Raw genomic sequence first — 21,674 nt, 5'->3', positions numbered from 1 at the left:
TCGGATTTCACCAGCAATGGCACCGCTGCAATCCCCATGCGGTCAAACAACGCAAGCAACATGACGGCCTTGCCCTTGCAATCGCCGAACTTGCTGTCCCAATTTTCCTCTGCCGGCGTCGGTGCGTAGGCGCCGTCGCCCAGTAGCAAGGCCACATAGCGTACCTGCTCCTGGGACAATCGCAGAGCGGCCATCATCCGGCTGGCCGGATCCTTGTTCTCGCCGGCGATGCGATCCGCTTGCCTGGCCAGATCCGAATCAGGCTGAATTCGGCGGCCCTCGTCGAACAGTGGCTGGAAGGTTTTTGCAATCTCGCCCCAGCTGCCGATGCGCGTGAACTGGACGTCCAACGCCCTGTCGGCCGCGAGCATGGCGTTGGGAAATTTCGGCGGTTCGGCGTTGCGCTTCTCGAACAAATAAACTGTGCCGGCCGCCGTCGTGGTGATGGATGGCTTGTCGACCTGCGGGGCAGCCCGCCATTTGACGTCAAGGCCCGGCTCGACCAGCACCCGCGCCTGGAACAGCCCGATGCGTGCCGGCGGCTTCCACTGGATTTGGTTATCCAGCTGCGTACCGACCGAATCCGCTTTCACACGATAGGTCGCGGCGACATGAACGACGTCACCCAGCTTCAATCCCTTGGCTGGCAGTACCACGGTGCGCAGGCCGTCGAGCTTGGCATATTCGAGGTTATTCTCGCGCCGCAGAACGGTGAATTCGGCATCCTTGAGCAGGTCGATGACCTGGCTTCCCCGGCGGAGTTCGACCTGGTTGATCACGAGTTCCGACTGGGAAACATTCCAGGGCAGGATGATCGTCCCAGCGCCCTGCAAACCAGCGACCGTCTGGGGAACGATGGCATATTCGAAGAAGATATCGAGCGCCGATTTGGCGAACCTTGATTGGGACGCCATCAGCAGGAACTGCGCCGCCTCCTCCTTTCGCGAGGGGTCGGGATCGGGGATGGGAAGGGCCGTGACCCAATCCGGTCTGGGGCCGCGGCCTGGCGTCGGATCAACTGCACTGGCAGCTGTGGAACTCAGCAATAACGCAACACTTACCAGGGCCCCGCGGCCCACGCGCATATTCATCGAAACCCCCCAACTCTTTCGGCGATCCCATGCTAGCATCGCCGTTAGAGTCGGCAAGTACCGTTGCGCTCGCCAAAGCCTCCGCCCATATATTGGCCATGACAACTCGTACCCTTCCGGTCTTACCCCTTCGCGACATCGTGGTTTTCCCGCATCGCATCGTTCCGCTATTCGTCGGCCGAGAGAAATCCGTCGCCGCGCTTGAGGCGGCGATGGCCGCCGACAAGGAGCTATTCCTGGTCGCCCAGCTCGATCCATCGGAGGACGACCCCGACCGTGACGCTCTTTACGATCTCGGCGTGATCGCCACGGCCATGCAGCTCTTAAAGCTGCCGGACGGCACCGTCCGCGTGCTGGTCGAGGGCGCAAAGCGGGCCAGGCTAGTCAATCTCCGCGATGCCGACGGTCATCAGGTGGCCGAGGTCGAGCTGGTCGACGAGGAGCAGGCCGCCAGCCCCGAATCCCAGGCACTGATGCGCTCGGTGATCGACCAGTTCGACAATTACGCCAAGCTCAACAAGCGCTTGCCAGCCGAAACGTCGATGCAGCTCAGCGAAATCGAGGACCCTTCGATTCTCGCCGACGCCGTCGCCTCCAACCTGTCGATCAAGGTCAGCGACAAGCAGGCACTGCTCGGCGAGCTCAATCCGGCAAGGCGCCTGGAGATGGTGTTCGCCTTCATGGAAGGCGAGCTTGGCGTGCTCCAGGTCGAGAAGAAAATCCGCAGCCGCGTCAAGCGCCAGATGGAGAAGACCCAGCGCGAATATTATTTGAACGAGCAGCTGAAGGCGATCCAGCGCGAGCTCGGCAACGAAGCCGAGGAAGGCGGGGACGAGCTCAACGAGCTGGCCGCCAAGATCCGCAAGACGCGCCTTTCCAAGGAGGCCCGCAACCGCGCCAATGCCGAGCTGAAGAAGCTGCGCGGCATGGCGCCGATGAGCGCCGAAGCGACGGTTGCACGGAATTATCTCGATGTCCTGCTCGGCCTGCCCTGGGGCAAGAAGTCGCGGTTGAAGCGCGACATCGCCGAAGCGCAAGCCGTGCTCGACGAGGACCATTATGGACTGGAGAAGGTCAAGGACCGGATCGTCGAGTATCTCGCGGTCCAGGCCCGCACCAACCGGCTGAAAGGCCCGATCCTGTGCCTGGTCGGCCCGCCCGGCGTCGGCAAAACCTCGCTCGGCCGCTCAATCGCCCGCGCGACGGGCCGCGAGTTCGCCCGCCAGTCGCTCGGCGGCGTGCGCGACGAGGCCGAAATCCGCGGCCACCGCCGCACCTATATCGGCTCGCTGCCGGGCAAGATCATCGCCAATCTGAAGAAGGCCGGGACCAGCAACCCGCTGTTCCTGCTCGACGAGATCGACAAGCTTGGCCAGGACTTCCGCGGCGATCCGTCGTCGGCGCTGCTCGAAGTGCTCGATCCCGAGCAGAACAGCCGCTTCCAGGACCATTATCTGGAGCTCGACTATGACCTGTCAGACGTGATGTTCGTCACCACGGCCAATTCGCTCGACATGCCCCAACCGTTGCTCGACCGCATGGAGATCATCCGGCTGGAGGGTTACACCGAGGACGAAAAGGTCGAGATCGCCAAGCGCCACCTGATCCCCAAGCAGGTCGAGGCCCATGGCCTGAAGGAAGGCGAGCTGGCCTTCGCTGATGGGGGTCTTCGCGCCATCATCCGTCATTACACGCGGGAGGCGGGCGTCCGCACGCTGGAGCGCGAGCTGGCAAAGATCGCCCGCAAATCGCTCCGCCAGATCCTCGAAAAGAAGACCGAGACGGTCACGCTGACTCCCGAGAATGTTGGCGAGTATCTGGGCGTTCGCCGCTTCCGTTATGGCGTCGGCGAGGAAGAGGATCAGATCGGCGCCGTCACCGGACTGGCCTGGACCGAAGTCGGCGGAGAACTGCTGACCATCGAGGCGGTGACCGTGCCCGGCAAGGGGCAGATCCGCACGACCGGCAAGCTCGGCGAGGTGATGACGGAATCGATCCAGACGGCGATGAGCTTCGTCAAAGCTCGCAGCCCAAGTTACGGGATCAAGCCCTCGATCTTCGCGCGCAAGGACATTCACGTTCACTTACCCGAAGGCGCCGTTCCCAAGGACGGGCCGTCTGCCGGCATTGGCATGGTCACGGCGATGATTTCGACCCTGACCGCGATCCCGATCCGCCGGGACATCGCCATGACCGGCGAGGTCACGCTGCGCGGCCGCGTCCTGCCGATCGGCGGCCTGAAGGAAAAGCTGCTCGCGGCGTTGCGCGGCGGCATAACCACCGTGCTGATCCCGGCCGAGAATGAAAAGGATTTGGCCGAGATCCCGGCGTCGGTGAAGGAGGCGCTGGAAATCGTGCCGGTCAGCCATGTTGACGAAGTGCTGGCCCGGGCGCTGACCCAGCCGATGGTGCCGATCGAATGGACCGATGCCGACGAACAGGCCACCGAACCGGTGGTTCATCCCGCCGTTGGTGGCGAAGGACCCGCCGTTCGTCACTAAGTCCTTTGACTCAATCGCCGGAAATTGCCTTAAATGGGGGTTTCTTGGGGGCCGCGAGTCCCGCGGCGTAGTTCCGGGAGTTTGGACATGAACAAGCAGGAACTCATCGGTCATGTGGCGGACCGCGCCGGACTTTCACGCAATGATGCCAGCCGGGCGGTCGAAACGATGCTCGAGGTGATCACCTCGACCCTCAAGCGAGGCGATGAGGTCCGACTGGTGGGATTCGGCAATTTCTCGGTGACGCGGCGCAAGGCATCGACCGGGCGCAACCCGCGCACCGGCGAGCCGATGCAGATCAAGGCGACGTCGCAACCCAAGTTCCGCCCCGGAAAAGTCCTCAAGGACGCGGTTCAGTAGGGGGTCTGGACAGCCGCGACACCCTCCTCTAACGGCGTCGCTTCCTGTCATTGGCAGGTTTTCAGGGCATGGGCGCGTAGCTCAGCGGTAGAGCACACCCTTCACACGGGTGGGGTCACAGGTTCAATCCCTGTCGCGCCCACCATGCCTGAAACCGGACTGTCCGGGGGACAGTTCGAGTTTCGGGCATCGCAAAGCGATCACTCGCGCAACCCTGCCTACTGCAAATACCCCGGCTGGAAGCCGGCAATGCGACGGAGTTCGTTCCAGTCGGTGAACAATATCTCGCGGCCGCGCCGCTTGATCAGGGCCTGGCGCTCGAGGTCGGCGAACACCCGGTTGACGTTGACCGAGGTCTGGCCGGTGATGTCCGCGATCTGCTGCTGGGTGAAGGGGTTGATCATCGGCTGCAGCCGGACGTCGATGCCCATCCGCGCCGCAGTTTCGCATAGCAGGTGTGCGACGCGGGCGGTTGAGTCCCGCCGCCCCGTGTTGACCAGCCATTCATAGCTGATCGCATTCTGGCGCTGGACCAGCTTCCAGAAGAAGCGGGCAACCTCCGGATTGGCATCGACGATCGCGTCGAAATCTTCGGCGCGCCCGACCAATATTTCGCTGCGGACAATGGCTTGCAGGCCGAAATCAGCCACCCCTTCGTGCGGCAGGATCCCTTCGCCGGGGAAGCGCAGCGCGACGATCTGACGCCGGCCGCTGCCATCGCTTTTGAACTTGGCGAGGATGCCGGATCGCACCAGCATCACTTCATCACGGGTGGCGCCAGGGTCGCGGAAGGGACGTCGCGGTTCGACGTGAACCACCTTATGGGGCATTTCGACGAACAGCTCGACAAATTTGGAGGCCAGGCCCGCCCGCAACAATGTGTCGCGCAGGTTCACACCGGTCTCCGCCGGCGAGCGGGCTCGTCGAATCGTCATCAGTTCTCCCCGCGGGAGGGATGCTCTGCTTGTTACGCTCGCGCAAGCACTATCATAGCACTGAAATATAAAGACAGTTAATAGATTATTAACCAATTTTGCATCAACCGTTTGCAAAGCGCATCGAATGCTTCCGGGGCCATCGTCACGGCGGATTTGAGGTCGGGTGGACCGGGCCATCCCGAGTCCGCGATTGCCACGTCCTGGAACGCGCGCTCGCCCTCGTACCGCGGAAAGACGTGGAAGTGGACGTGGGGGTCCACCATCATCAGCATCAGATAATTGATCCGCTCATATCTCGTCTCAGCTTTGAGCGTGGCCTCGAGCTCCGCGGTAATGGTTGCCAGCCCGGCATGCGCGCCGGCTGGCAATGACCCAAAGGCAGTTGCATCGGACTTGGCTGCCAAAACCAATGAGCCCAGTGTGACTTGACCTGGGCGAAGCAAAACCACCCAATGCTCATATTCGCGGACCAGGCTGTCCGGGTATCCGAATTTCCGCATCGTCTCGTTGGCCATCGCCGGGTCCTTCCGCTATTGCTTGCCAAGCTGCAGGGGCTTCCTTAAGGGGGCCGCGCGTCCCTTCAAAGACGCAACATGGCGATCGTAGCTCAGTTGGTTAGAGCACCGGTTTGTGGTACCGGGGGTCGCGGGTTCAAGTCCCGTCGATCGCCCCAGTTTTCCTTTGCCGGACAGGCGGTTAGGCGATCCATGAACACCCCCTGGGGATACCCCGATTTCGATGCGCATGAAGCGCTCCATTTCGTCACCGATGAGAGGAGCGGGCTGCGCGCGATCATCGCCATGCACTCGACCCATCTCGGGCCGGCCGCGGGCGGAACGCGGCTGTGGCACTATGCCAATGACGCGGATGCGCTGACCGACGCGCTGCGCCTGTCGCGCGGCATGAGCTACAAAAACGCCATGGCCGGGCTGCCGCTGGGCGGTGGCAAGGCGGTGGTGCTGGCCAACCAGACCCGCACCAAGACGCCCGAGATGCTGGCGGCATTTGGCCGGGCGGTGAACTCGCTCGGCGGCAAATATGTGACAGCTGAGGACGTCGGCATGTCGGTCGCCGACATGATCGACATCTCCAAGCAGACCAAGTTTGTCGCCGGGCTTCCGGTCGGCGGCGGCGAGGTCGGCGGCGATCCAGGTCCGCACACGTCGCTGGGCGTGTTCCTGGGGATCAAGGCGGCGGTAAAGCGCGCCCTAGGCAAGGACAGCCTCAATGGCCTGCACATTGCTCTGCAGGGTGCCGGTAGCGTCGCCGGTGGGGTTGCGCGCCAGGCCGCAGCCGAAGGCGCCAGGCTGTCGATTGCCGACGTTGACCGGGCACGCGCGGAAAGCCTTGCCGCGGAGACCGGCGGCAGCGTCGTCACGCCCGACGACATCCTATTCATCGAAGCCGACGTCGTCAGCCCTTGCGCACTGGGCGCAATCCTGACCGAGCAATCGATTGCCCGGCTAAGCACTCCGATCGTTGCCGGCGGTGCCAACAACCAGCTGGCGACGGCGGAAGACGGCGAGCGGCTGCAGGCCCGCGGCATCCTTTATGCGCCGGATTATGTCATCAACGCTGGCGGTATCATCAACGTCTCAACCGAATATCTCGGCGATGGCGGGCCGGACCTGGTCCGCTCGCGGATCGAGGCGATCCCGGGCCGGCTCGAGCAGATTTGGGCGGAAAGCGCCGCGACCGATCGCGATCCCGCCTGCGTCGCCGACGCGATGGCCCAAAAGCTGATCGGTCGCCGCTGATCATTTCGGCCAATTGAAGGAAGGGCAGGGGTCCGCTACGGCGCAGGCCAGCCACCATGCACGGTTACGCCAACCCCGCCCGCTTCCTGAAGTTCGCCCGGCCCGCCACGGCCTGGCTGCTGTTCATCGGCGTCGTGCTGCTGCTGGCCGGGATATACGGCGGCCTGGCAGTGACGCCGCCCGACTATCTTCAGGGCGACACCGTCCGCATCCTCTACATTCACGTCCCCGCAGCCTGGCTGGGCATGGCCGGATGGGCGTCCATCGCCGCGGCCTCGATCAGCCAGCTGGTCTGGCGCCACCCGCTCGCGGCGGTGGCGGGGCGCGCGGTCGCTCCCGCGGGCGCGACTTTTGCTGCGCTGTGCCTTGCCACCGGCTCCATCTGGGGGCGTCCGACCTGGGGCACCTGGTGGGAATGGGACGGGCGGCTGACCTCGATGCTGATCCTGTTCTTCCTATACCTCGGCTATATCGCGCTGGCCTCGGCCGAGCGCGAACGCGGCGGTGACGGGCGGATGGCGGCGCTGTTCGGCCTGGTCGGTGCGGTCAACCTGCCGATCATTCATTATTCGGTCTTGTGGTGGCGCACACTGCACCAGGGCCAATCGCTCAGCCTCACCGGCGGCTCGTCGATCGCGCCCGAACTGCTGTGGCCGCTGCCGCTGACGATGGTTGGCTTCACCGCCATCTTCGCTGCGGTGACGTTGATGCTGATGCGCGCCGATCTCGCCCGCTCCAAGCTCGAGGCGCGGCTGCGCCGGAGTGTGGCCGAATGAGCCAATGGGCCTTCGTCATTGCCGCCTACGTGGCCGCAGGGCTCGCCACGGCCGGCCTGGTTGCCTGGTCCTATCTGTCCATGCGCAAGGCGGAGGGGGACGCGGAGGCGGCCAAGCGCCGATGATCGTTCGTCCCAAGCATCAGCGGCTGATCCTCATCATCTTGGCGGCGGCCGCGCTGGTCGGCGCGGCGTTGCTGGCGATGTGGGGCCTGAAGGATCGCGCGGCCTATTTCGTGACGCCATCCGACATCGCCGCAGGCAAGGCGACTCCCGACCGGGCGATGCGGCTCGGCGGCATGGTGATCAAGGGCTCGCTCCGGCGAGATCCTGATGGCCTCACCATCCGCTTCACGGTCAGCGACATGAAGGCAGAAACGCCGGTCGTGTTCCGCGGCATCACGCCGGACCTGTTCAAGGAAGGCAATGGCGTGGTCGCTGAGGGCCGGCTCCAGCCCGACGGTCTGTTCGTTGCCGACAATATCCTCGCCAAGCATGACGAGCGCTACATGCCGCCGCAGATGGCCAAAGAGGTCAGCGCCCGGTGATTGCCGAAGCCGGACTTGCCGCACTATGGCTGGCAGCAGCACTGGCGGCGCTGCAACTGGCGCTGGCTTGCGGCCTGGGCCGCGAGCAGGGCAAGGCGATCGCCACGGTGCGTGCGGTCGCCGTGGCGCAGGGCGTGGTCACGCTGTTGGCTTTCGCCGCGCTGATCGACCTGTTCCTGCGAAGCGACATGAGCGTGCAGCTGGTCGCCGAGAACAGCCACAGCCAGAAGCCATGGCTCTACAAATTCGCCGGCGCCTGGGGAAACCATGAAGGCTCGATGCTGCTGTGGGTGACGGTCCTTGCCCTGGCCGGCGCGGTCGTTGCCTTGTTCGAGCGTCGGCTTGACCGGAAAACGCTTGGGGCAAGCCTTGGCGCCCAGGCGGCGCTGGCGCTGGGCTTCTTCGCCTTCCTGTTGTTTGCCTCCAACCCGTTCCGGCGGCTCGACCCGACACCACTCGATGGCCGCGGCCTCAATCCCTTGCTCCAGGACCCGGGCCTCGCCTTCCATCCGCCCACACTCTACCTCGGTTATGTCGGCCTGTCGGTCGCCTTCAGCCTTGCGGTTGGCGGTCTCATTCGCGGCAATGTCGGTCCGGCGATTGCCCGGGCGATGCGGCCATGGGTGCTGGCGGCCTGGATCCTGCTGACACTTGGTATCACTGCCGGAAGCTATTGGGCCTATTATGAACTGGGCTGGGGCGGCTGGTGGTTCTGGGATCCGGTCGAAAACGCCTCGCTCATGCCATGGCTCGCGGCGACGGCGCTGCTGCACAGCGTCAATGTGCTGGCCGCGCGTGGCGGCCTGCGCGCCTGGACGATGATGCTGGCGCTGGTCGCTTTCTCCATGTCGATGATCGGCACCTTCCTGGTTCGCTCGGGCATCCTGACCTCGGTCCATGCTTTCGCTGTCGATCCGCTGCGCGGGACCTTCATCCTGGCGCTGCTAACCCTGTACATCGGAGCGGCGCTGACCCTGTTCGCCTTGCGGATTGCCCATGTGAAGGAAGGTGCACCGTTCGAGATCGTCAGCCGTGAAGGCGGGCTGGTCGCCAACAATTTGCTGCTGTCGGTAATCCTCGGAATCGTCTTCGTCGGCACGCTTTATCCGTTGATCGCCGAGGCACTGTCCGGCGACAAGCTGTCGGTCGGACCGCCTTACTTCAACAGCGTCGCCAGCCCGCTGGCGCTAGTCCTCGCCGCGCTGATGTTGATCGCGCCGCAGCTCAAATGGCGGCGCGATGCCAAGCCTGTCCTGCCAAGGCTGGTGCCGGCACTGCTGGTGGCGATCGCGGTACTGGCCGCAAGCTTCTTGCTGGTTCCTCAAATCGGCCTGTTGCCGCGCCTTGGCCTGGCGATCGGCGGCGCGCTCATTCCGGGCAGCTTGATGCCGCTGGTCGGCCGCTCGCTGCGGCGCACGCCGCTGGCGATCTGGGGCATGGTTTTGGCCCATCTCGGCGTGGCCGTGGCCATCCTCGGCATGGCATCCGACAGCGCCTTTACCGAGGAACGGCTGGCCGTTGCCGGGCCGGGCGATCGGATTGCTGTCGGGCCTTGGCTGGTCGAGTTCCGTTCCATCGCTCCGCTTGCCGGCCCTAACTGGACGGCGATGGAAGCGGAGTTGCGGGCTTCGCGCGGATCGGGCGTGACGGTCCTGGTGCCGCAGAGCCGCTTCTTCGCCGTGCCGCCGACCACCACCAACGAAGCAGCGATCGATACCAGCTGGAACGGCCAGCTCTATGCCGTGCTTGGCGAGCAGACGGACGACGAACATTGGCAGTTGAGACTGTGGTGGAAGCCGTTCGTCACGCTGATTTGGCTTGGCGGCTTCCTGATTGCGCTGGGCGGCACGCTGGCGCTGCTGGGCCGGCTATTTAAGCGGCGGCGCCGTGACGAAGGCTTTTACCGCGCGGAGTCCTACGCATGAGCCGGGCGCTGCGCTTCCTGCCGTTGCTGCTGCTGGTCGCTTTCGTCGGCGCGGTCGCCTGGCGTCTCGGCAGCCCCGCAGATACGAAAATCACGTCCAAGATGATTGGCCAGCCGGTGCCGACGTTCACGCTGGCTGCGGCCGTTCCGGGCAAATCGGGGCTGGCCTCGGCCGACCTTGCCCATGGTCAGCGCCGCATGATCAACGTCTTCGCCAGCTGGTGCGTGCCCTGCATCGCTGAGGCGCCATTGCTCGCCGAGCTCAAGTCCAAGGGCGTGGCAATTGATGCGATTGCTGTCCGAGACCGTCCGGCCGACGTTGCCGAATTCCTGGCCGAGCGTGGCGATCCGTTTGATCGGATCGGCGCCGACCCGGAAAGTAAGGCGCAGCTCGCCTTGGGATCATCGGGCGTGCCGGAAACCTTCATTATCGATGGTCGCGGCATCATTCGCTACCAGCATATGGGCCCGATCGAGCCCGGCGATGTTCCCAAGCTGCTCGCACAATGGGACTCGGCGAAATGAGGCGCTTGCTCGCCCTGCTGTTGCTTTGCGCCGCGCCGGCCATGGCCGATTCCAGCCTGCCGCCGGCGCGCTGGGCCAACCAGCAATTGCCCAACCCTCGCCAGGAGGCTGAAGCCAAGGCGCTGATGGAGGAGCTGCGCTGCCTCGTGTGCCAGGGCCAGTCGATTGCCGACAGCAATGCCGAGCTGGCCGGCGACATGCGCGCCCTGGTTCGTCAACGGATCGCCGCCGGCGAGAGGCCTGAGCAGGTCGGGGCATGGCTGATCGAGCGCTATGGCGATTGGGTCAGCTACCGGCCGCCGGTCGAGCCGCTGACCTGGCCGCTGTGGGCGGCGCCAATTGCGCTCCTGCTTGTCGGCGCCCTGCTGTTGCGCAAGCGCTTCGTCCGGAGGCGCCGCTGATGGGCTATGTCTGGCTTGGCGCGCTGGCGCTGCTGACCTTTGCGTTGCTGTGGCTGATGAGGCTGCGCGGCCCGATCCTCACCCTGGCCGCGGCGGCAATTGCCTTCGCCTGCGCCGGCTACGCCATGCAGGGGCGCCCATATCTGGCCGGGACGCCGCGGGACGCCGCTGACCGGGCACCGCCGCTGCCGCTCAGCGGAGCGCGCCACGCCCTGATGGGCCAGTTCGACGCCGCCGATGCCTGGCTCAGTATGTCAGAAGCACTCGCGTCTCACGGCAATACCGAGGACGCGGCCAACCTGCTTAGGGGCCAGGTCAGGCGCCATCCCGACGACTACCGGCTGTGGGTTGGCCTCGGCAACGCGCTGACCGACCATAGTCGCATGCTGACGCCATCCGCACGTTACGCCTATCAGCGCGCGATCAAGCTGGCGCCCGGCTATCCGGCGCCGCGCTTCTTCCTTGGCCTGGCCGAAGCGCGCTCTGGCAACCCTGAGGAAGCGATCCGGCTGTGGCAGGGCATCCTCGCCGATGCGCCGGCCGATGCCAGCTGGCGGCCAATGATCGAGGACGCGATTTTGGTGTTATCCGGGGCAGCGCCGGCCGTACCGGCGCCCCCCGCAACCAATCAGGCAGGCTCGTAAGGCAGGTCGAGCGCTTCGGCGACGGCCTGGTGGCGAATCTTGCCGCCCGAAACATTGAGGCCGTTGGCGAGGTGCGGATCTTGGCGCATCGCTTCTTCCGCGCCCAGATTGGCGATCCTCAGCGCGAACGGCAGAGTCGCGTTGTTGAGCGCGAAAGCGCTGGTCCGGGCCACTGCGCCAGGCATGTTGGCAACGCAGTAATGGATCACGCCATCGATCTCGAACACCGGGTCGGAATGGGTGGTCGCATGGCTGGTTTCGAAGCAGCCGCCCTGGTCGATGGCGATATCGACCAACACCGACCCGCGCTTCATCGTCTTCAACATGTCGCGCGTGACCAGCTTGGGCGCCGCCGCACCCGGCACCAGCACCGCGCCGATCACTAGCTCGGCCTCATCGACCGCGCGAGCAATGGCGTCGCGCGAGGCATAGGCAGTCTTGATCTGCGAACCGAAGAACATGTCGAGCTCGGCCAGCCGCTCGTTGCTAATGTCGTAAATGGTGACGTCGGCGCGCATGCCAACCGCCATCTGCGCCGCGTTGACACCCGCAACGCCGCCGCCAAGGATTGCCACCTTGGCCGGGGCAACACCGGGAACGCCGCCGAGCAGCACGCCGCGGCCGCCGGGCTCCTTCTCGAGATAATGTGCGCCGACCTGGACCGACATGCGGCCCGCGACTTCGCTCATAGGCTTCAGCAGCGGTAGCGCGCCCGTGCGCGACGTCACCGTTTCATAAGCGATGCAGGTCGCGCCCGACTTCATCAGCCCTTCGGCCTGGGGCTTGTCGGCGGCAAGATGGAGGTAGGTGAACAGGATATGCCGCGGCTCGAGCAGCTCGATTTCCGGGAGTTGCGGTTCCTTGACCTTCACGATCATGTCGCTCTTGGCGAACACATCCGCGGCCGTCGGCAGGATCGTCGCCCCGGCCTTCTCATAGGCCTTGTCAGGGCAATCGATACCGTTGCCGGCCTTGGTCTCGACGAACACTTCATGGCCATGCGCGACCAGTTCCGCCACCGAAGCAGGTGTCAGGCCGACGCGATATTCATGAACCTTGATTTCCTTCGGCACACCGATGCGCATGATGAGGTCGCTCCAAAATTGGGAAAGTTGGCGGCCCTATAGCGGCGGCTGCATATGATTGCAGCGTCTTTTTGCCAGTCGCCTTTGCGGCAGAGCTTGATTAACGCGCCAGTCTGGTTGAGCCTGAAACGATCAAGGTCTAAGGCGGCGCGCCGCGCTGCACAGCGCCGTGAGGGCCATTGAAGAGTATGAGCATTTCTCCCGCCGGTACCGCAGAGATCGCCACCGGCGACCAAATTCCAGGTCATGGCCACGGCCAGGGATCGCTCGCCAAGCTGATGGTGGGCGCGGTCGGTATCGTTTTCGGCGATATCGGCACCTCGCCCATCTACGCCTTCCGCGAGACGTTCGCGGGGCACCACACGCTCGTTCCCGACGCGCTCCATATCTATGGCGTACTCAGCCTGATTTTCTGGTCGATGCTGATCATCGTGGCCTTGAAATATGTCACCATCATCATGCGCGCCGACAATAAGGGGGAGGGCGGCAGCCTCGCCCTGCTGGCGCTGATCAACCGCACCGCCGCGGAAGGCGAGAAAAAGAAGTGGACGATGGGCATCGTTATGCTCGGCGTGTTCGCCACCGCGTTGTTTTACGGCGACAGCATGATCACACCGGCCATCTCGGTGCTGTCGGCGGTTGAGGGCCTGACCACCGTCCAGGCGGGCTTCGAGCCTTACGTCGTCCCGACCGCGATCGCCATCCTGATCGGCCTGTTCGCCATCCAGGCCCGCGGCACGGCCAAGGTCGGGCTGATGTTTGGACCAATTATGTTGGTCTATTTCATCGCGTTGGCGGTGCTCGGCGGCATGCATATCGTCAAGCATCCGGCGGTCCTGACCGCGATGTTCAATCCGTGGAATGCGATCGAGTTCTACCTTTCCGAGCCGCTCCGGGCGTTCATCGCCATGGGCAGCGTGGTGCTGGCCGTGACCGGCGCCGAGGCGCTCTATGCCGACATGGGTCATTTTGGCCGCCGCCCGATCAAGTTCAGCTGGCTGTTCTTCGTCATGCCGGCGCTGCTGGTGAACTATATGGGGCAGGGCGCCTTGCTGCTGTCGCTACCGCCCGAGCAGGCGATGGAGACGGTCAAAAACCCGTTCTTCTTCCTCGCGCCCGACCAGTTCCGCCTGCCGCTGGTCATCCTCGCCACCCTGGCCACGATCATCGCCAGCCAGGCGGTGATTTCAGGGGCCTTTTCGGTCACGCAGCAGGCCATCCAGCTGGGCTTCATCCCGCGCCTCAGCATTCGCCACACCAGCGAGCATGCCGCCGGGCAAATCTATATCCCTACCGTCAACTGGGCGCTGATGATCATGGTCATTTGCCTGGTACTCGGGTTCAGGTCGTCGTCGAACCTGGCCGCGGCCTATGGCATCGCCGTAACCGGCGCGATGGCAATCGATACGGTGCTGATCTCGGTCGTACTGTTCACCCTGTGGAAGTGGCCAGCCTGGAAGGCGTTCCCGCTGCTGGTGATCTTCGCCACCATCGATATCCTCTATTTTGGCGCCAACCTGCTGAAGGTCCCTGCTGGCGGCTGGTTCCCGCTCTTGGTCGGCGCGATCGCCTTCACCTTCCTCACCACCTGGGCCAGGGGCCGCAAGCTGATGATCGACCGCATGGCCGAAGCCAGCCTGCCGATCGAGGTATTCATCAAGTCCGCCGCGACCAGTGCCGCCCGCGTTCCCGGCACTGCCGTGTTCATGACCACGTCGATGACCGGCGTGCCGCACGCGCTGCTGCACAATTTGAAGCACAACAAGGTGCTGCACGAGCGGGTGATGCTGCTCACGGTCCGGATCGAGGATGTGCCGTTCGTTGCCGGGGAGCGGCGGATCGAGACCAAGGATTATAGCGCCGGCTTCTTCCGCATTATCCTGCGCTACGGCTTCATGGAGGAAATCGACGTTCCTGCCGCCCTGGCGCAGGTCAAGGCGTGCGGCCCGCAGTTCAAGATGATGGACACCAGCTTCTTCCTCGCCCGCCAGACGCTGATCGCCTCGGCCCGCCCGGGGATGGCGATCTGGCGCGAGAAACTGTTCGCCTGGATGCTGCGCAACGCGGAAAGCGCGATGGAGTTCTTCAAGCTGCCCACCAACCGGGTGGTGGAGTTGGGCTCCCAAGTCGAGATTTGAGTCCCCGTGGCCGGCCCGCTGATCGTCACCGCCGACTTCAGTGCCGACGACTATTCATGGCTGGAGGGTCTTCGGCGCGCCCATTATCCGGCCGAGTTGAACCGCGTCCCGGTCCATTTGACCATGTTCCAGGCCCTGCCACCCTCAGAGGTCGAGAATGTTCGCCATCAACTGGCGCTTCATTCCAAATCGCCTCCTCCCACGGCGACGATCGCGGGGCTGATGAACCTCAGCAGCGGCGTCGCCTACCGTGTGGTCTCTGGCGAGCTCGAAACCATTCGCGAGGCCATTGCCGACCATTTCCACGGCATGCTGTCCGCCCCGGATGCCGCTGGGTGGCGGCCGCACATCACCATCCAGAACAAGGTTTCGGGCAGATAGGCAAAGGCCTTGCTCGACGCTCTGGAAAGGGATTTCAGGCCAAGGCCGCTCGGTATCGCCGGCCTGTCGCTGCACGGCTACCGCGGCGGGCCTTGGGAAACGCTGGCGACCTATAAATTCCGAGGCGCTAAGTGAGGTCGCCGATCCCGTCGCAGCTGAGATCGAATGCCGCCAGGCCAGATTCCAGCACCGAGGCCAGCATCGGCATGTCCATCAGCTCGTCGACCACATTGTTTTCCTCGGACGCAGCTTCGAACGCCTCGTCCCAGTCCGACGCGTCATAGGCCCCCTGGCCGACCCAGGCGAAGGCGAGCAGTTCGGCCTGCTGGTCGTCGGCCAGATCCTCGAAAGAAGCGATCAGCTCCTCCTCGACACTCGTGTTGATTGAATCGTCGAGCACCGACAGCGTTTCACCGCTTTCTTCGTCATCGACATTCTCGGGGGCCTCGCCCCCGTCATAATCGGTCGGAACCTGCGCTTCATATTCCTTGGCACGAAGGATGATGCGGCAAATCGTGTCGAGCGGTGTCAGCGGTTCCATCGATTCACAGGCCTCCAGTTCCTCGCCCTTGAACGAGGGTAGGGGTGGTGGGTTCCACCCTTGTTGACGCCCTGATACGTGGCTCTTATAGGCCCGCGTCACGCCTATGAGGCAAGGCCTTTTCGGGGCGGAGTAGCTCAGCTGGTTAGAGCAGCGGAATCATAATCCGCGTGTCGGGGGTTCAAGTCCCTCCTCCGCTACCATTTTCACGCGCAGCCTGTCCGGGGGACATGTTCACCTCAATTCGGGTTCAGCCTGTTCAATCGTCCGGCAGCTCCCAGCGAATCCGGCCCGAATATTCGTCAGGCACGCGGTTTCCGGCGCTATCCCTTGCCGGTACGAAGCGGGCACGGCGCTCCAATATCTTGCAAGTTGCTTCGTCGAGCGCATCGCTGCCGCTACTCGATGTGACGATGCAATCCGACACCCGGCCGCTGCGATTGATCTCCACGCGGAAGGCGGTTGTTCCTTGTTCTTCGTTGCGAATTGCCTCCATTGGGTAGTCATCGGTCGAAAAAAGCGCGACGAGATTAGCTTTTGCGGGGTCGGCAGCCGGAGCCCTCGGCTGAGCGCCCGGTGGTGAGGATGTCTCCTTGGGTTCGTCCGGGGCATCGGGCTGGAGCTGCCATTGCTGCCAGGTCCAGATTGCTCCTGCAGCAAGGAAGGCGAGCAGGAACGGCGCCCACAAAGGGTTGCGAGCGTGTTGGACGGGTGACCGTGGATGGCTTCGACGCTTCACTAGACTCCCCGGGTTGCCGCCTTGCGCTCGCCGGCGCGGAGATCGATCCCACTTCATATGGGAGCACCATGCGACATTTCGGCGCAAACAAAAACGCCCGGGAGCTAGTCCCGGGCGTCCTTGCGTGACGATTGCTCGTCAGCCCCCTTGGAAGTTTCGAAGCGCCTCGGCCCCCTGACCGGCGTCGGCTCCTCCCCGGACTTCCGGCCTGACGACCACGTCCGTGGGCATTGGCTAATCGCGGCGAGCGAGTCTTGTCACGCCGATTCGAGCATGGCGGACACATTCTTCATCAAGCTGTGACCACCGTGCCACAGCCTTTGCGGCGATTGCCTTGCCGGAGACGCCTCTCTAGGACAGCGGCAAATATCGCAACACCAACCCAGAAAGCCGTCCGACTTGCGTCTCTCCCGCACTTTCTTGCCCGTCTTGAAGGAAAGCCCGTCCGACGCGCAGATAGTCAGCCACAAGCTGATGCTTCGCGCCGGCCTGGTCCGCCAGACCGCCGCCGGCATTTACGCCTGGCTGCCGATCGGCTTCCGGGTCCTGAAGAAGATCGAGCAGATCGTCCGAGAGGAGCAGGATCGGGCCGGGGCGATCGAGATGCTGATGCCGACGCTGCAGTCGGCCGACCTGTGGCGCCAGTCGGGCCGCTACGACGCCTATGGCCCCGAAATGCTTCGCATCAAGGACCGCCACGACCGCGAAATGCTCTACGGCCCGACCAATGAGGAGATGATCACCGATCTCTTCAAGGAAGGCGCCAAGAGCTACCGCGACCTGCCACGCACCCTCTATCACATCCAATGGAAGTTCCGCGACGAGGTCCGCCCCCGCTTCGGCGTGATGCGCGGCCGCGAATTCCTGATGAAGGACGCTTACTCGTTCGACCTGGACGAAGCTGGAGCCCGGCTCAGCTATTACAAGCAGTTGCTGGCCTATCTGCGCACCTTCCAGCGGATGGGCATCCGCGCCGTGCCGATGAAGGCCGCTTCCGGACCGATCGGCGGCGATCTCAGCCATGAATTCATCGTCCTCGCCCCGACCGGCGAGAGCGAGGTGTTCTACGACGCCGCGTTCGAGGAGTTCGACTGGGCCCAGGCCAGCCTCACTTACGACGATGCGGCGGGGCTGGAGGCGCTGTTCAACCAGGTTAGCTCGACCTACTCGGCAACCGACGAAACCCACGACGAGGCGCGCTGGGCCGAGGTGGCATTGGACCGTCAGCGACAGGGCCGCGGCATCGAGGTCGGGCACATTTTCTACTTCGGCACCAAATATTCGGCGTCGATGGGCCTCAAGGTCTCCGGGCCCGATGGATCGATCGTGGCGCCCGAAATGGGCAGCTACGGCGTCGGCGTGTCGCGCCTGGTGGGCGCGATCATCGAGGCCAGCCACGACGATAACGGTATTATCTGGCCGGAAGCGGTGGCGCCGTGGAAAGTCGGACTGGTTACCATGCGCGGCGACGACGCGGCGTCGGTCGCTGCCGCCGATGACATTTATGGCAGGCTGACCGCCGCCGGCGTCGAGGTGCTCTACGACGACCGCGACGAGCGGGGCGGGGTCAAATTGGGTTCGATGGACCTGATCGGGCTGCCGTGGCAGCTGATCATCGGACCGCGCGGGCTCGCCCAGGGGCTGGTCGAGCTCAAGAGCCGCGGCTCGGGCGAGAAGCAGGAACTTTCGATCGAATCTGCGCTGGAGCGTCTAACCGCATGATTCTCAACGCTTATGAGAAGATGATTGCCAAGCGCTATCTGGTCCCGGTCAAGGGCGAGCGGTTCGTCTTCGTCGTGGCGGGTTTCTCGGTTGGCGCGGTGGCGCTGGGCGTCGCCGCCCTGATCATCGTCATGAGCGTCATGAACGGCTTTCGCGCCGAGCTGTTCGACAAGGTGGTCGGGCTTAACGGCCACGCCATCGTCCAGGGCTATGACGGCCGCCTCAGCAACTGGCAGCAGATTGCCGATGCCGCGCGCAAAATCCCTGGCGTCGAGTCTGCCAAGCCGCTGATCGAACAGCCGCTGATGGCTTCGGCCAACGGCCGGGTCGAAGGCGTGCTGGTCCGTGGCAATACGCTCGAGGATATCCGCACCAACCCCGTGCTTAATGGCAAGATCGTTTCCGGCGACATCAGGACTGTCACCCCGGGCAGCGGCCGCGTGGCGATCGGATCCGAGCTGGCCAAGGCGATCGGCGCCTATCCTGGCTCGGAAATCTCGCTGATCAGCCCTGAAGGGCGCTCGACTCCGGTCGGGACGGTCCCACGGATCGTCAGCTACACGGTCGGCGCCATCTTCGAGGTCGGCATTTATCAATATGATGAGGCGTTCGTCATTATGCCGATGCAGGACGCCCAGACGCTGCTGCTGCTCGGCGACCAGGTCGGCATGGTCGAGCTCCAGGTCGATAATCCGGACAAGGTCGGCCAGATCCTCGCGCCGCTTCAGCCACTGGTCCAGACCAGGGGCGTAATCGTCGATTGGAAGCAGATGAATTCGGCGCTGTTCGAGGCGTTGGAGGTCGAGCGGATCGCGATGTTCGTCGTCCTGTGCATCATCATCCTGGTCGCCGCGTTCAACATCGCCAGCTCACTGATCATGCTGGTGCGGGCCAAGACCCGTGACATCGCTATCTTGAGGACCATGGGCGCCAGCCGCCGCTCGATGCTCAAGATTTTCATGACTGTGGGCCTCACCATCGGCCTGATCGGCATCGTCATCGGCTCGATTGTCGGTGCGATTTTCCTGTTTTTCCGTCAGGGCGTGGTCGATTTCATCCAGCTGATCACCGGCCAGAACCTCTGGGATCCCTCGGTCCGCTTTCTGACCGAGCTACCAGCGCGGACGGATCCGGTCGAAGTGACGGCGATCATCAGCGTGACCCTGGTGCTGACCTATATCGCCACCCTGTTCCCGGCGCGCGGCGCCGCCAACACCGATCCCGTGCAGGTGCTGCGTTATGAGTGAGCCGGTCCTCGAAACCCGCGGCCTGAAGCGCAGCTTCACCCAGGGCGGGGTGACGATCGAGGTGTTGCGCGATGTCAATCTCGCCGTGCAACCGGGTGAAATTGTTGCGCTATTGGGTCCATCCGGGTCGGGCAAATCGACCCTGCTGCAGGCCGTCGGGCTGCTCGAAGGCGGGTTCGAGGGTTCGATCCGCATCGCCGGCCGGGAAGCGTCCACGCTAGACGATGACGGCCGCACAGCGCTCCGCCGCGACACGCTCGGCTTCGTCTACCAGTTCCACCACCTGCTGCCCGACTTCGACGCGCTCGAAAATGTCCTCTTGCCGCAGATCATCCACGGCACAGATGACGTCACCGCCCGCGCCCGCGCGACGCAATTGCTTGACAAGCTTGGGCTGGCCGAGCGGCGGGGCCATCGCCCGGCCAAGCTGTCCGGCGGCGAGCAGCAGCGCGTCGCCGTCGCCCGCGCCCTGGCCAACCGCCCGCCGCTAGTGCTGGCTGACGAGCCGACCGGCAACCTCGATGAGGTTACCGCTGACCGAGTGCTGGCCGAATTCCTCGCCCTGGTCCGCGGCGAAGGCAGCGCCGCCCTGATCGCGACCCACAATGAGCGCCTCGCGGCCAAGATGGACCGCGTCGTGCGGCTCCATGAAGGAGTGCTGGAGTAGTGAGTGACTACACTGCCGCGCGATTCCAGATGCGGTTGCCGGGAGAAAGGACGCTCTGGAAGGGGCAGCCCGGAGGCGGACTGCTGTTTTCAGCAAGAGATGTATTTTTGATCCCTTTCAGTTTTCTTTGGTGCGGTTTTGCAATCTTTTGGGAGGCAAGCGTCCTCACAATTGGTGCGCCCGGCTTTTTTGCCGTGTGGGGCATCCCTTTTGTTTTGGTTGGGCTGTATTTCGTGTTTGGTCGGTTTCTGGTCGACATCTGGGTTCGTCGTGGGACTCGCTATGAACTGACCGACCAAAGGATCATCATTGAACGGATCGGCATGTTTTCGAAGACCACTGCGTTGATGATCTCGGACCTGCCGCCGATGACCCTGAATGAACGTCGATCGGGGCGGGGTACGATTCGCTTCGGTGATGGCGACTGGACCTCTCGAGGGTTTCACAGAGGAATGGACTCCTGGACGCCTGCCCTAAGCCGCGTACCGCAATTGCTAAACATCGAGCGGGCAGCGGAGGTATTCAGCAAGATTCAGCGCCAGCAAGCCGATTACTGGGAGAAGCGGCAATGACCGAAATCACCTCCATCCCCGTCACCGCGCCCGACGGGTCGACCACCGATCTTAGCTCGCACAAGGGCGAGGTGATGCTGGTCGTCAACGTCGCTTCGAAATGCGGCTTCACCCCGCAATATGAGGGGCTCGAGGCGCTGCAGCGCAAATATGACGGCAAGGGCTTCTCGGTGATCGGCTTTCCCTGCAACCAGTTCGGCTCGCAGGAGCCCGGAAATGCCGAGGAAATCGCCAATTTCTGCAAGCTGACCTATGACGTCAGCTTCCCGGTGATGGGCAAGATTGACGTCAACGGCGACCATGCCGCGCCGATCTACCAATATCTGAAGGATGAAGCGTCCGGCCTGCTCGGCTCCAGGTCGATCAAGTGGAATTTCACCAAATTCCTTATCAACCGCGCCGGCAAGGTGCTGAAACGCTACCCGCCGCAGACCAAGCCCGAGGATCTGACGCGCGATATCGAGGCGGTGCTCTAAGCCAGCCCGCGTTCCGTCGAAATCGGCTTGCCGACCGGCGGTGGACCCCGAAGCGTGACGGCGGGAGGTCCATATGATCGTAGCCACCTTAGCCTTGATGTTGTTGCAGGCGCCGGCCCCGCCGCCGCCCGCCTGCTCCGCGCCCGAGCATAACCAGTTCGATTTCTGGGTCGGCGAATGGGAGGTTACTCCGACCGGCAAGACAAACGTCGTCGCCAACAGCCGTATCGAAAAGCTCTACGGCAATTGCGTGGTGCGGGAGAATTGGATGCCGCTCCAGAGCGCCGGGGGCGGCAGTCTCAACAATTATGTCGACGGACGATGGCGGCAGACCTGGGTCGACAGCTCCAACGCACGGGTCGATTTTGTCGGCGGACTGGTCGACGGCAAGATGGTGCTGGTTGGCGACTGGAAAGGGGTCAACGGCCCCGGCAAGGACGCGATCATCCGGATGACCTATTCGAAGAATGGCGACGGGTCCGTCCGGCAGTTCGGCGAGCAGTCGACTGATTTCGGGGTGACCTGGTCGACCAATTTCGACTTCACCTATCACCCAAAGGCGAAGCCAAAGGGTTGACGTAAAACTGGGGATAAGTCCGGCCCAAGCGCTGGCGATTCGGGAGCGCATTCCCCATAGTCGCG

At 63.7% G+C, this 21,674-nt stretch carries 24 protein-coding genes and 3 tRNA genes; 21 read left to right on the top strand and 6 right to left on the bottom strand.

Features of this window, described 5'->3' with window-relative positions; genetic code table 11:
- Positions 1 to 1,130: DUF3857 domain-containing protein (locus tag Q0C64_RS04425; protein ID WP_294121090.1), on the bottom strand; the 1,130-nt coding region annotated here is incomplete at its 3' end.
- Between the two features lie 59 nt (positions 1,131 to 1,189).
- Here Q0C64_RS04425 and lon point away from each other — a divergent pair.
- The 3 genes from lon to Q0C64_RS04410 all read left to right on the top strand — a co-directional run bounded on the left by lon (position 1,190) and on the right by Q0C64_RS04410 (position 4,097).
- Positions 1,190 to 3,592, top strand: a complete 2,403-nt coding sequence (gene lon, locus Q0C64_RS04420; protein ID WP_294121089.1) for an endopeptidase La — start codon at positions 1,190 to 1,192, stop codon at positions 3,590 to 3,592.
- Between the two features lie 87 nt (positions 3,593 to 3,679).
- Positions 3,680 to 3,952 (top strand): HU family DNA-binding protein, encoded by a 273-nt coding sequence (locus tag Q0C64_RS04415; protein WP_119530479.1) that lies wholly within the window; start codon positions 3,680 to 3,682, stop codon positions 3,950 to 3,952.
- Between the two features lie 70 nt (positions 3,953 to 4,022).
- Positions 4,023 to 4,097 (top strand) — tRNA-Val (locus tag Q0C64_RS04410).
- Between the two features lie 73 nt (positions 4,098 to 4,170).
- On the opposite strand, the gene Q0C64_RS04405 is transcribed toward Q0C64_RS04410, so the two are convergent.
- Positions 4,171 to 4,887 carry a Crp/Fnr family transcriptional regulator gene (locus Q0C64_RS04405; RefSeq protein WP_294121084.1) on the bottom strand — a complete coding sequence of 239 codons (717 nt, stop codon included), beginning with the start codon at positions 4,885 to 4,887 and terminating at the stop codon, positions 4,171 to 4,173.
- 77 nt (positions 4,888 to 4,964) lie between these two features.
- Entirely contained in the window at positions 4,965 to 5,405 is a 441-nt protein-coding gene (locus Q0C64_RS04400; RefSeq protein ID WP_294121083.1) for an HIT family protein, read from the bottom strand.
- Between the two features lie 81 nt (positions 5,406 to 5,486).
- On the opposite strand from Q0C64_RS04400, the gene Q0C64_RS04395 reads away from it, so the two are divergent.
- The 9 genes from Q0C64_RS04395 (at position 5,487) to Q0C64_RS04355 (ending at position 11,464) form a co-directional block, all read left to right on the top strand.
- Positions 5,487 to 5,563: transfer RNA gene (locus tag Q0C64_RS04395), tRNA-His, on the top strand.
- Positions 5,564 to 5,597: 34 nt separating this feature from the next.
- Positions 5,598 to 6,647, top strand: a complete 1,050-nt coding sequence (locus Q0C64_RS04390; RefSeq protein ID WP_294121082.1) for a Glu/Leu/Phe/Val dehydrogenase dimerization domain-containing protein — start codon at positions 5,598 to 5,600, stop codon at positions 6,645 to 6,647.
- A gap of 56 nt (positions 6,648 to 6,703) precedes the next feature.
- Positions 6,704 to 7,423 carry a heme ABC transporter permease CcmC gene (gene ccmC / locus Q0C64_RS04385; RefSeq protein ID WP_294121081.1) on the top strand — a complete coding sequence of 240 codons (720 nt, stop codon included), beginning with the start codon at positions 6,704 to 6,706 and terminating at the stop codon, positions 7,421 to 7,423.
- Positions 7,420 to 7,548: a hypothetical protein gene (locus tag Q0C64_RS04380; RefSeq protein ID WP_294121080.1), complete on the top strand. Its 129-nt coding sequence runs from the start codon at positions 7,420 to 7,422 to the stop codon at positions 7,546 to 7,548. The genes ccmC and Q0C64_RS04380 overlap by 4 nt, the downstream gene beginning before the upstream one ends.
- Complete coding sequence (ccmE, locus tag Q0C64_RS04375; RefSeq protein ID WP_294121079.1) at positions 7,545 to 7,970, top strand: cytochrome c maturation protein CcmE; 426 nt, start codon at positions 7,545 to 7,547, stop codon at positions 7,968 to 7,970. The genes Q0C64_RS04380 and ccmE overlap by 4 nt, the downstream gene beginning before the upstream one ends.
- The gene (locus Q0C64_RS04370) at positions 7,967 to 9,895 is read left to right on the top strand and encodes a heme lyase CcmF/NrfE family subunit (RefSeq protein WP_294121078.1); all 1,929 of its coding nucleotides are present in this window, start codon (positions 7,967 to 7,969) and stop codon (positions 9,893 to 9,895) included. The genes ccmE and Q0C64_RS04370 overlap by 4 nt, the downstream gene beginning before the upstream one ends.
- Complete coding sequence (locus tag Q0C64_RS04365) at positions 9,892 to 10,419, top strand: DsbE family thiol:disulfide interchange protein (protein ID WP_294121077.1); 528 nt, start codon at positions 9,892 to 9,894, stop codon at positions 10,417 to 10,419. Before Q0C64_RS04370 ends, Q0C64_RS04365 begins: the two co-directional genes overlap by 4 nt.
- Complete coding sequence (locus Q0C64_RS04360) at positions 10,416 to 10,820, top strand: cytochrome c-type biogenesis protein (protein ID WP_294121075.1); 405 nt, start codon at positions 10,416 to 10,418, stop codon at positions 10,818 to 10,820. The genes Q0C64_RS04365 and Q0C64_RS04360 overlap by 4 nt, the downstream gene beginning before the upstream one ends.
- Positions 10,820 to 11,464: a tetratricopeptide repeat protein gene (locus Q0C64_RS04355; RefSeq protein ID WP_294121074.1), complete on the top strand. Its 645-nt coding sequence runs from the start codon at positions 10,820 to 10,822 to the stop codon at positions 11,462 to 11,464. Before Q0C64_RS04360 ends, Q0C64_RS04355 begins: the two co-directional genes overlap by 1 nt.
- On the opposite strand, the gene ald is transcribed toward Q0C64_RS04355, so the two are convergent.
- The gene (gene ald / locus Q0C64_RS04350) at positions 11,449 to 12,549 is read right to left on the bottom strand and encodes an alanine dehydrogenase (protein ID WP_294121073.1); all 1,101 of its coding nucleotides are present in this window, start codon (positions 12,547 to 12,549) and stop codon (positions 11,449 to 11,451) included. The genes Q0C64_RS04355 and ald overlap by 16 nt on opposite strands.
- Positions 12,550 to 12,737: 188 nt before the next feature.
- On the opposite strand from ald, the gene Q0C64_RS04345 reads away from it, so the two are divergent.
- A complete protein-coding gene (locus Q0C64_RS04345; RefSeq protein WP_294121072.1) occupies positions 12,738 to 14,687 on the top strand; it encodes a potassium transporter Kup in 1,950 nt (649 codons plus the stop codon).
- Positions 14,688 to 14,693: 6 nt separating this feature from the next.
- Entirely contained in the window at positions 14,694 to 15,068 is a 375-nt protein-coding gene (locus tag Q0C64_RS04340; RefSeq protein ID WP_366004274.1) for a 2'-5' RNA ligase family protein, read from the top strand.
- A 127-nt stretch (positions 15,069 to 15,195) separates the two neighbouring features.
- Here Q0C64_RS04340 and Q0C64_RS04335 read toward each other — a convergent pair whose 3' ends face one another.
- On the bottom strand, positions 15,196 to 15,609 hold the full coding sequence (locus Q0C64_RS04335) for a DUF3775 domain-containing protein (protein ID WP_294121071.1): 414 nt from the start codon (positions 15,607 to 15,609) through the stop codon (positions 15,196 to 15,198).
- A gap of 126 nt (positions 15,610 to 15,735) precedes the next feature.
- Here Q0C64_RS04335 and Q0C64_RS04330 point away from each other — a divergent pair.
- Positions 15,736 to 15,812, top strand: a tRNA-Met gene (locus tag Q0C64_RS04330).
- A 56-nt stretch (positions 15,813 to 15,868) separates the two neighbouring features.
- Here Q0C64_RS04330 and Q0C64_RS04325 read toward each other — a convergent pair.
- Positions 15,869 to 16,297, bottom strand: coding sequence for an energy transducer TonB (locus Q0C64_RS04325; RefSeq protein ID WP_294121069.1), 429 nt, complete (start codon positions 16,295 to 16,297; stop codon positions 15,869 to 15,871).
- Positions 16,298 to 16,747: 450 nt separating this feature from the next.
- Between Q0C64_RS04325 and proS the strand changes: the two genes are divergently transcribed.
- From proS to Q0C64_RS04295, 6 genes are all read left to right on the top strand, one after another.
- Complete coding sequence (proS, locus tag Q0C64_RS04320; protein WP_294121067.1) at positions 16,748 to 18,070, top strand: proline--tRNA ligase; 1,323 nt, start codon at positions 16,748 to 16,750, stop codon at positions 18,068 to 18,070.
- Positions 18,067 to 19,317, top strand: a complete 1,251-nt coding sequence (locus Q0C64_RS04315; RefSeq protein ID WP_294121065.1) for a lipoprotein-releasing ABC transporter permease subunit — start codon at positions 18,067 to 18,069, stop codon at positions 19,315 to 19,317. The genes proS and Q0C64_RS04315 overlap by 4 nt, the downstream gene beginning before the upstream one ends.
- The gene (locus Q0C64_RS04310; protein WP_294121064.1) at positions 19,310 to 19,984 is read left to right on the top strand and encodes an ABC transporter ATP-binding protein; all 675 of its coding nucleotides are present in this window, start codon (positions 19,310 to 19,312) and stop codon (positions 19,982 to 19,984) included. Before Q0C64_RS04315 ends, Q0C64_RS04310 begins: the two co-directional genes overlap by 8 nt.
- Positions 19,984 to 20,556: a hypothetical protein gene (locus Q0C64_RS04305; RefSeq protein WP_294121063.1), complete on the top strand. Its 573-nt coding sequence runs from the start codon at positions 19,984 to 19,986 to the stop codon at positions 20,554 to 20,556. The genes Q0C64_RS04310 and Q0C64_RS04305 overlap by 1 nt, the downstream gene beginning before the upstream one ends.
- Entirely contained in the window at positions 20,553 to 21,032 is a 480-nt protein-coding gene (locus Q0C64_RS04300; RefSeq protein WP_294121062.1) for a glutathione peroxidase, read from the top strand. Before Q0C64_RS04305 ends, Q0C64_RS04300 begins: the two co-directional genes overlap by 4 nt.
- Before the next feature lie 73 nt (positions 21,033 to 21,105).
- Entirely contained in the window at positions 21,106 to 21,609 is a 504-nt protein-coding gene (locus Q0C64_RS04295; RefSeq protein WP_294121060.1) for a hypothetical protein, read from the top strand.
- Positions 21,610 to 21,674 lie beyond the last annotated feature (65 nt).

The organism is Sphingomonas sp., assembly GCF_023266535.1.
GTDB lineage: Bacteria > Pseudomonadota > Alphaproteobacteria > Sphingomonadales > Sphingomonadaceae > Sphingomicrobium.
Note: the sequence above shows the minus strand (reverse complement) of the source record. Positions and strands in the feature narration are given on the sequence as shown.

Coding starts and splice junctions, on each gene's coding strand:
- ccmC (WP_294121081.1), top strand. CDS start 6,704: ATGCACGGTTACGCCAACCCCGCCCGCTTCCTGAAGTTCGCCCGGCCC.
- lon (WP_294121089.1), top strand. CDS start 1,190: ATGACAACTCGTACCCTTCCGGTCTTACCCCTTCGCGACATCGTGGTT.
- Q0C64_RS04415 (WP_119530479.1), top strand. CDS start 3,680: ATGAACAAGCAGGAACTCATCGGTCATGTGGCGGACCGCGCCGGACTT.
- Q0C64_RS04365 (WP_294121077.1), top strand. CDS start 9,892: ATGAGCCGGGCGCTGCGCTTCCTGCCGTTGCTGCTGCTGGTCGCTTTC.
- Q0C64_RS04405 (WP_294121084.1), bottom strand. CDS start 4,887: ATGACGATTCGACGAGCCCGCTCGCCGGCGGAGACCGGTGTGAACCTG.
- Q0C64_RS04355 (WP_294121074.1), top strand. CDS start 10,820: ATGGGCTATGTCTGGCTTGGCGCGCTGGCGCTGCTGACCTTTGCGTTG.
- ald (WP_294121073.1), bottom strand. CDS start 12,549: ATGCGCATCGGTGTGCCGAAGGAAATCAAGGTTCATGAATATCGCGTC.
- Q0C64_RS04295 (WP_294121060.1), top strand. CDS start 21,106: ATGATCGTAGCCACCTTAGCCTTGATGTTGTTGCAGGCGCCGGCCCCG.
- Q0C64_RS04315 (WP_294121065.1), top strand. CDS start 18,067: ATGATTCTCAACGCTTATGAGAAGATGATTGCCAAGCGCTATCTGGTC.
- Q0C64_RS04380 (WP_294121080.1), top strand. CDS start 7,420: ATGAGCCAATGGGCCTTCGTCATTGCCGCCTACGTGGCCGCAGGGCTC.
- Q0C64_RS04345 (WP_294121072.1), top strand. CDS start 12,738: ATGAGCATTTCTCCCGCCGGTACCGCAGAGATCGCCACCGGCGACCAA.
- Q0C64_RS04335 (WP_294121071.1), bottom strand. CDS start 15,609: ATGGAACCGCTGACACCGCTCGACACGATTTGCCGCATCATCCTTCGT.
- Q0C64_RS04300 (WP_294121062.1), top strand. CDS start 20,553: ATGACCGAAATCACCTCCATCCCCGTCACCGCGCCCGACGGGTCGACC.
- Q0C64_RS04360 (WP_294121075.1), top strand. CDS start 10,416: ATGAGGCGCTTGCTCGCCCTGCTGTTGCTTTGCGCCGCGCCGGCCATG.
- ccmE (WP_294121079.1), top strand. CDS start 7,545: ATGATCGTTCGTCCCAAGCATCAGCGGCTGATCCTCATCATCTTGGCG.
- Q0C64_RS04310 (WP_294121064.1), top strand. CDS start 19,310: ATGAGTGAGCCGGTCCTCGAAACCCGCGGCCTGAAGCGCAGCTTCACC.
- Q0C64_RS04390 (WP_294121082.1), top strand. CDS start 5,598: ATGAACACCCCCTGGGGATACCCCGATTTCGATGCGCATGAAGCGCTC.
- Q0C64_RS04400 (WP_294121083.1), bottom strand. CDS start 5,405: ATGGCCAACGAGACGATGCGGAAATTCGGATACCCGGACAGCCTGGTC.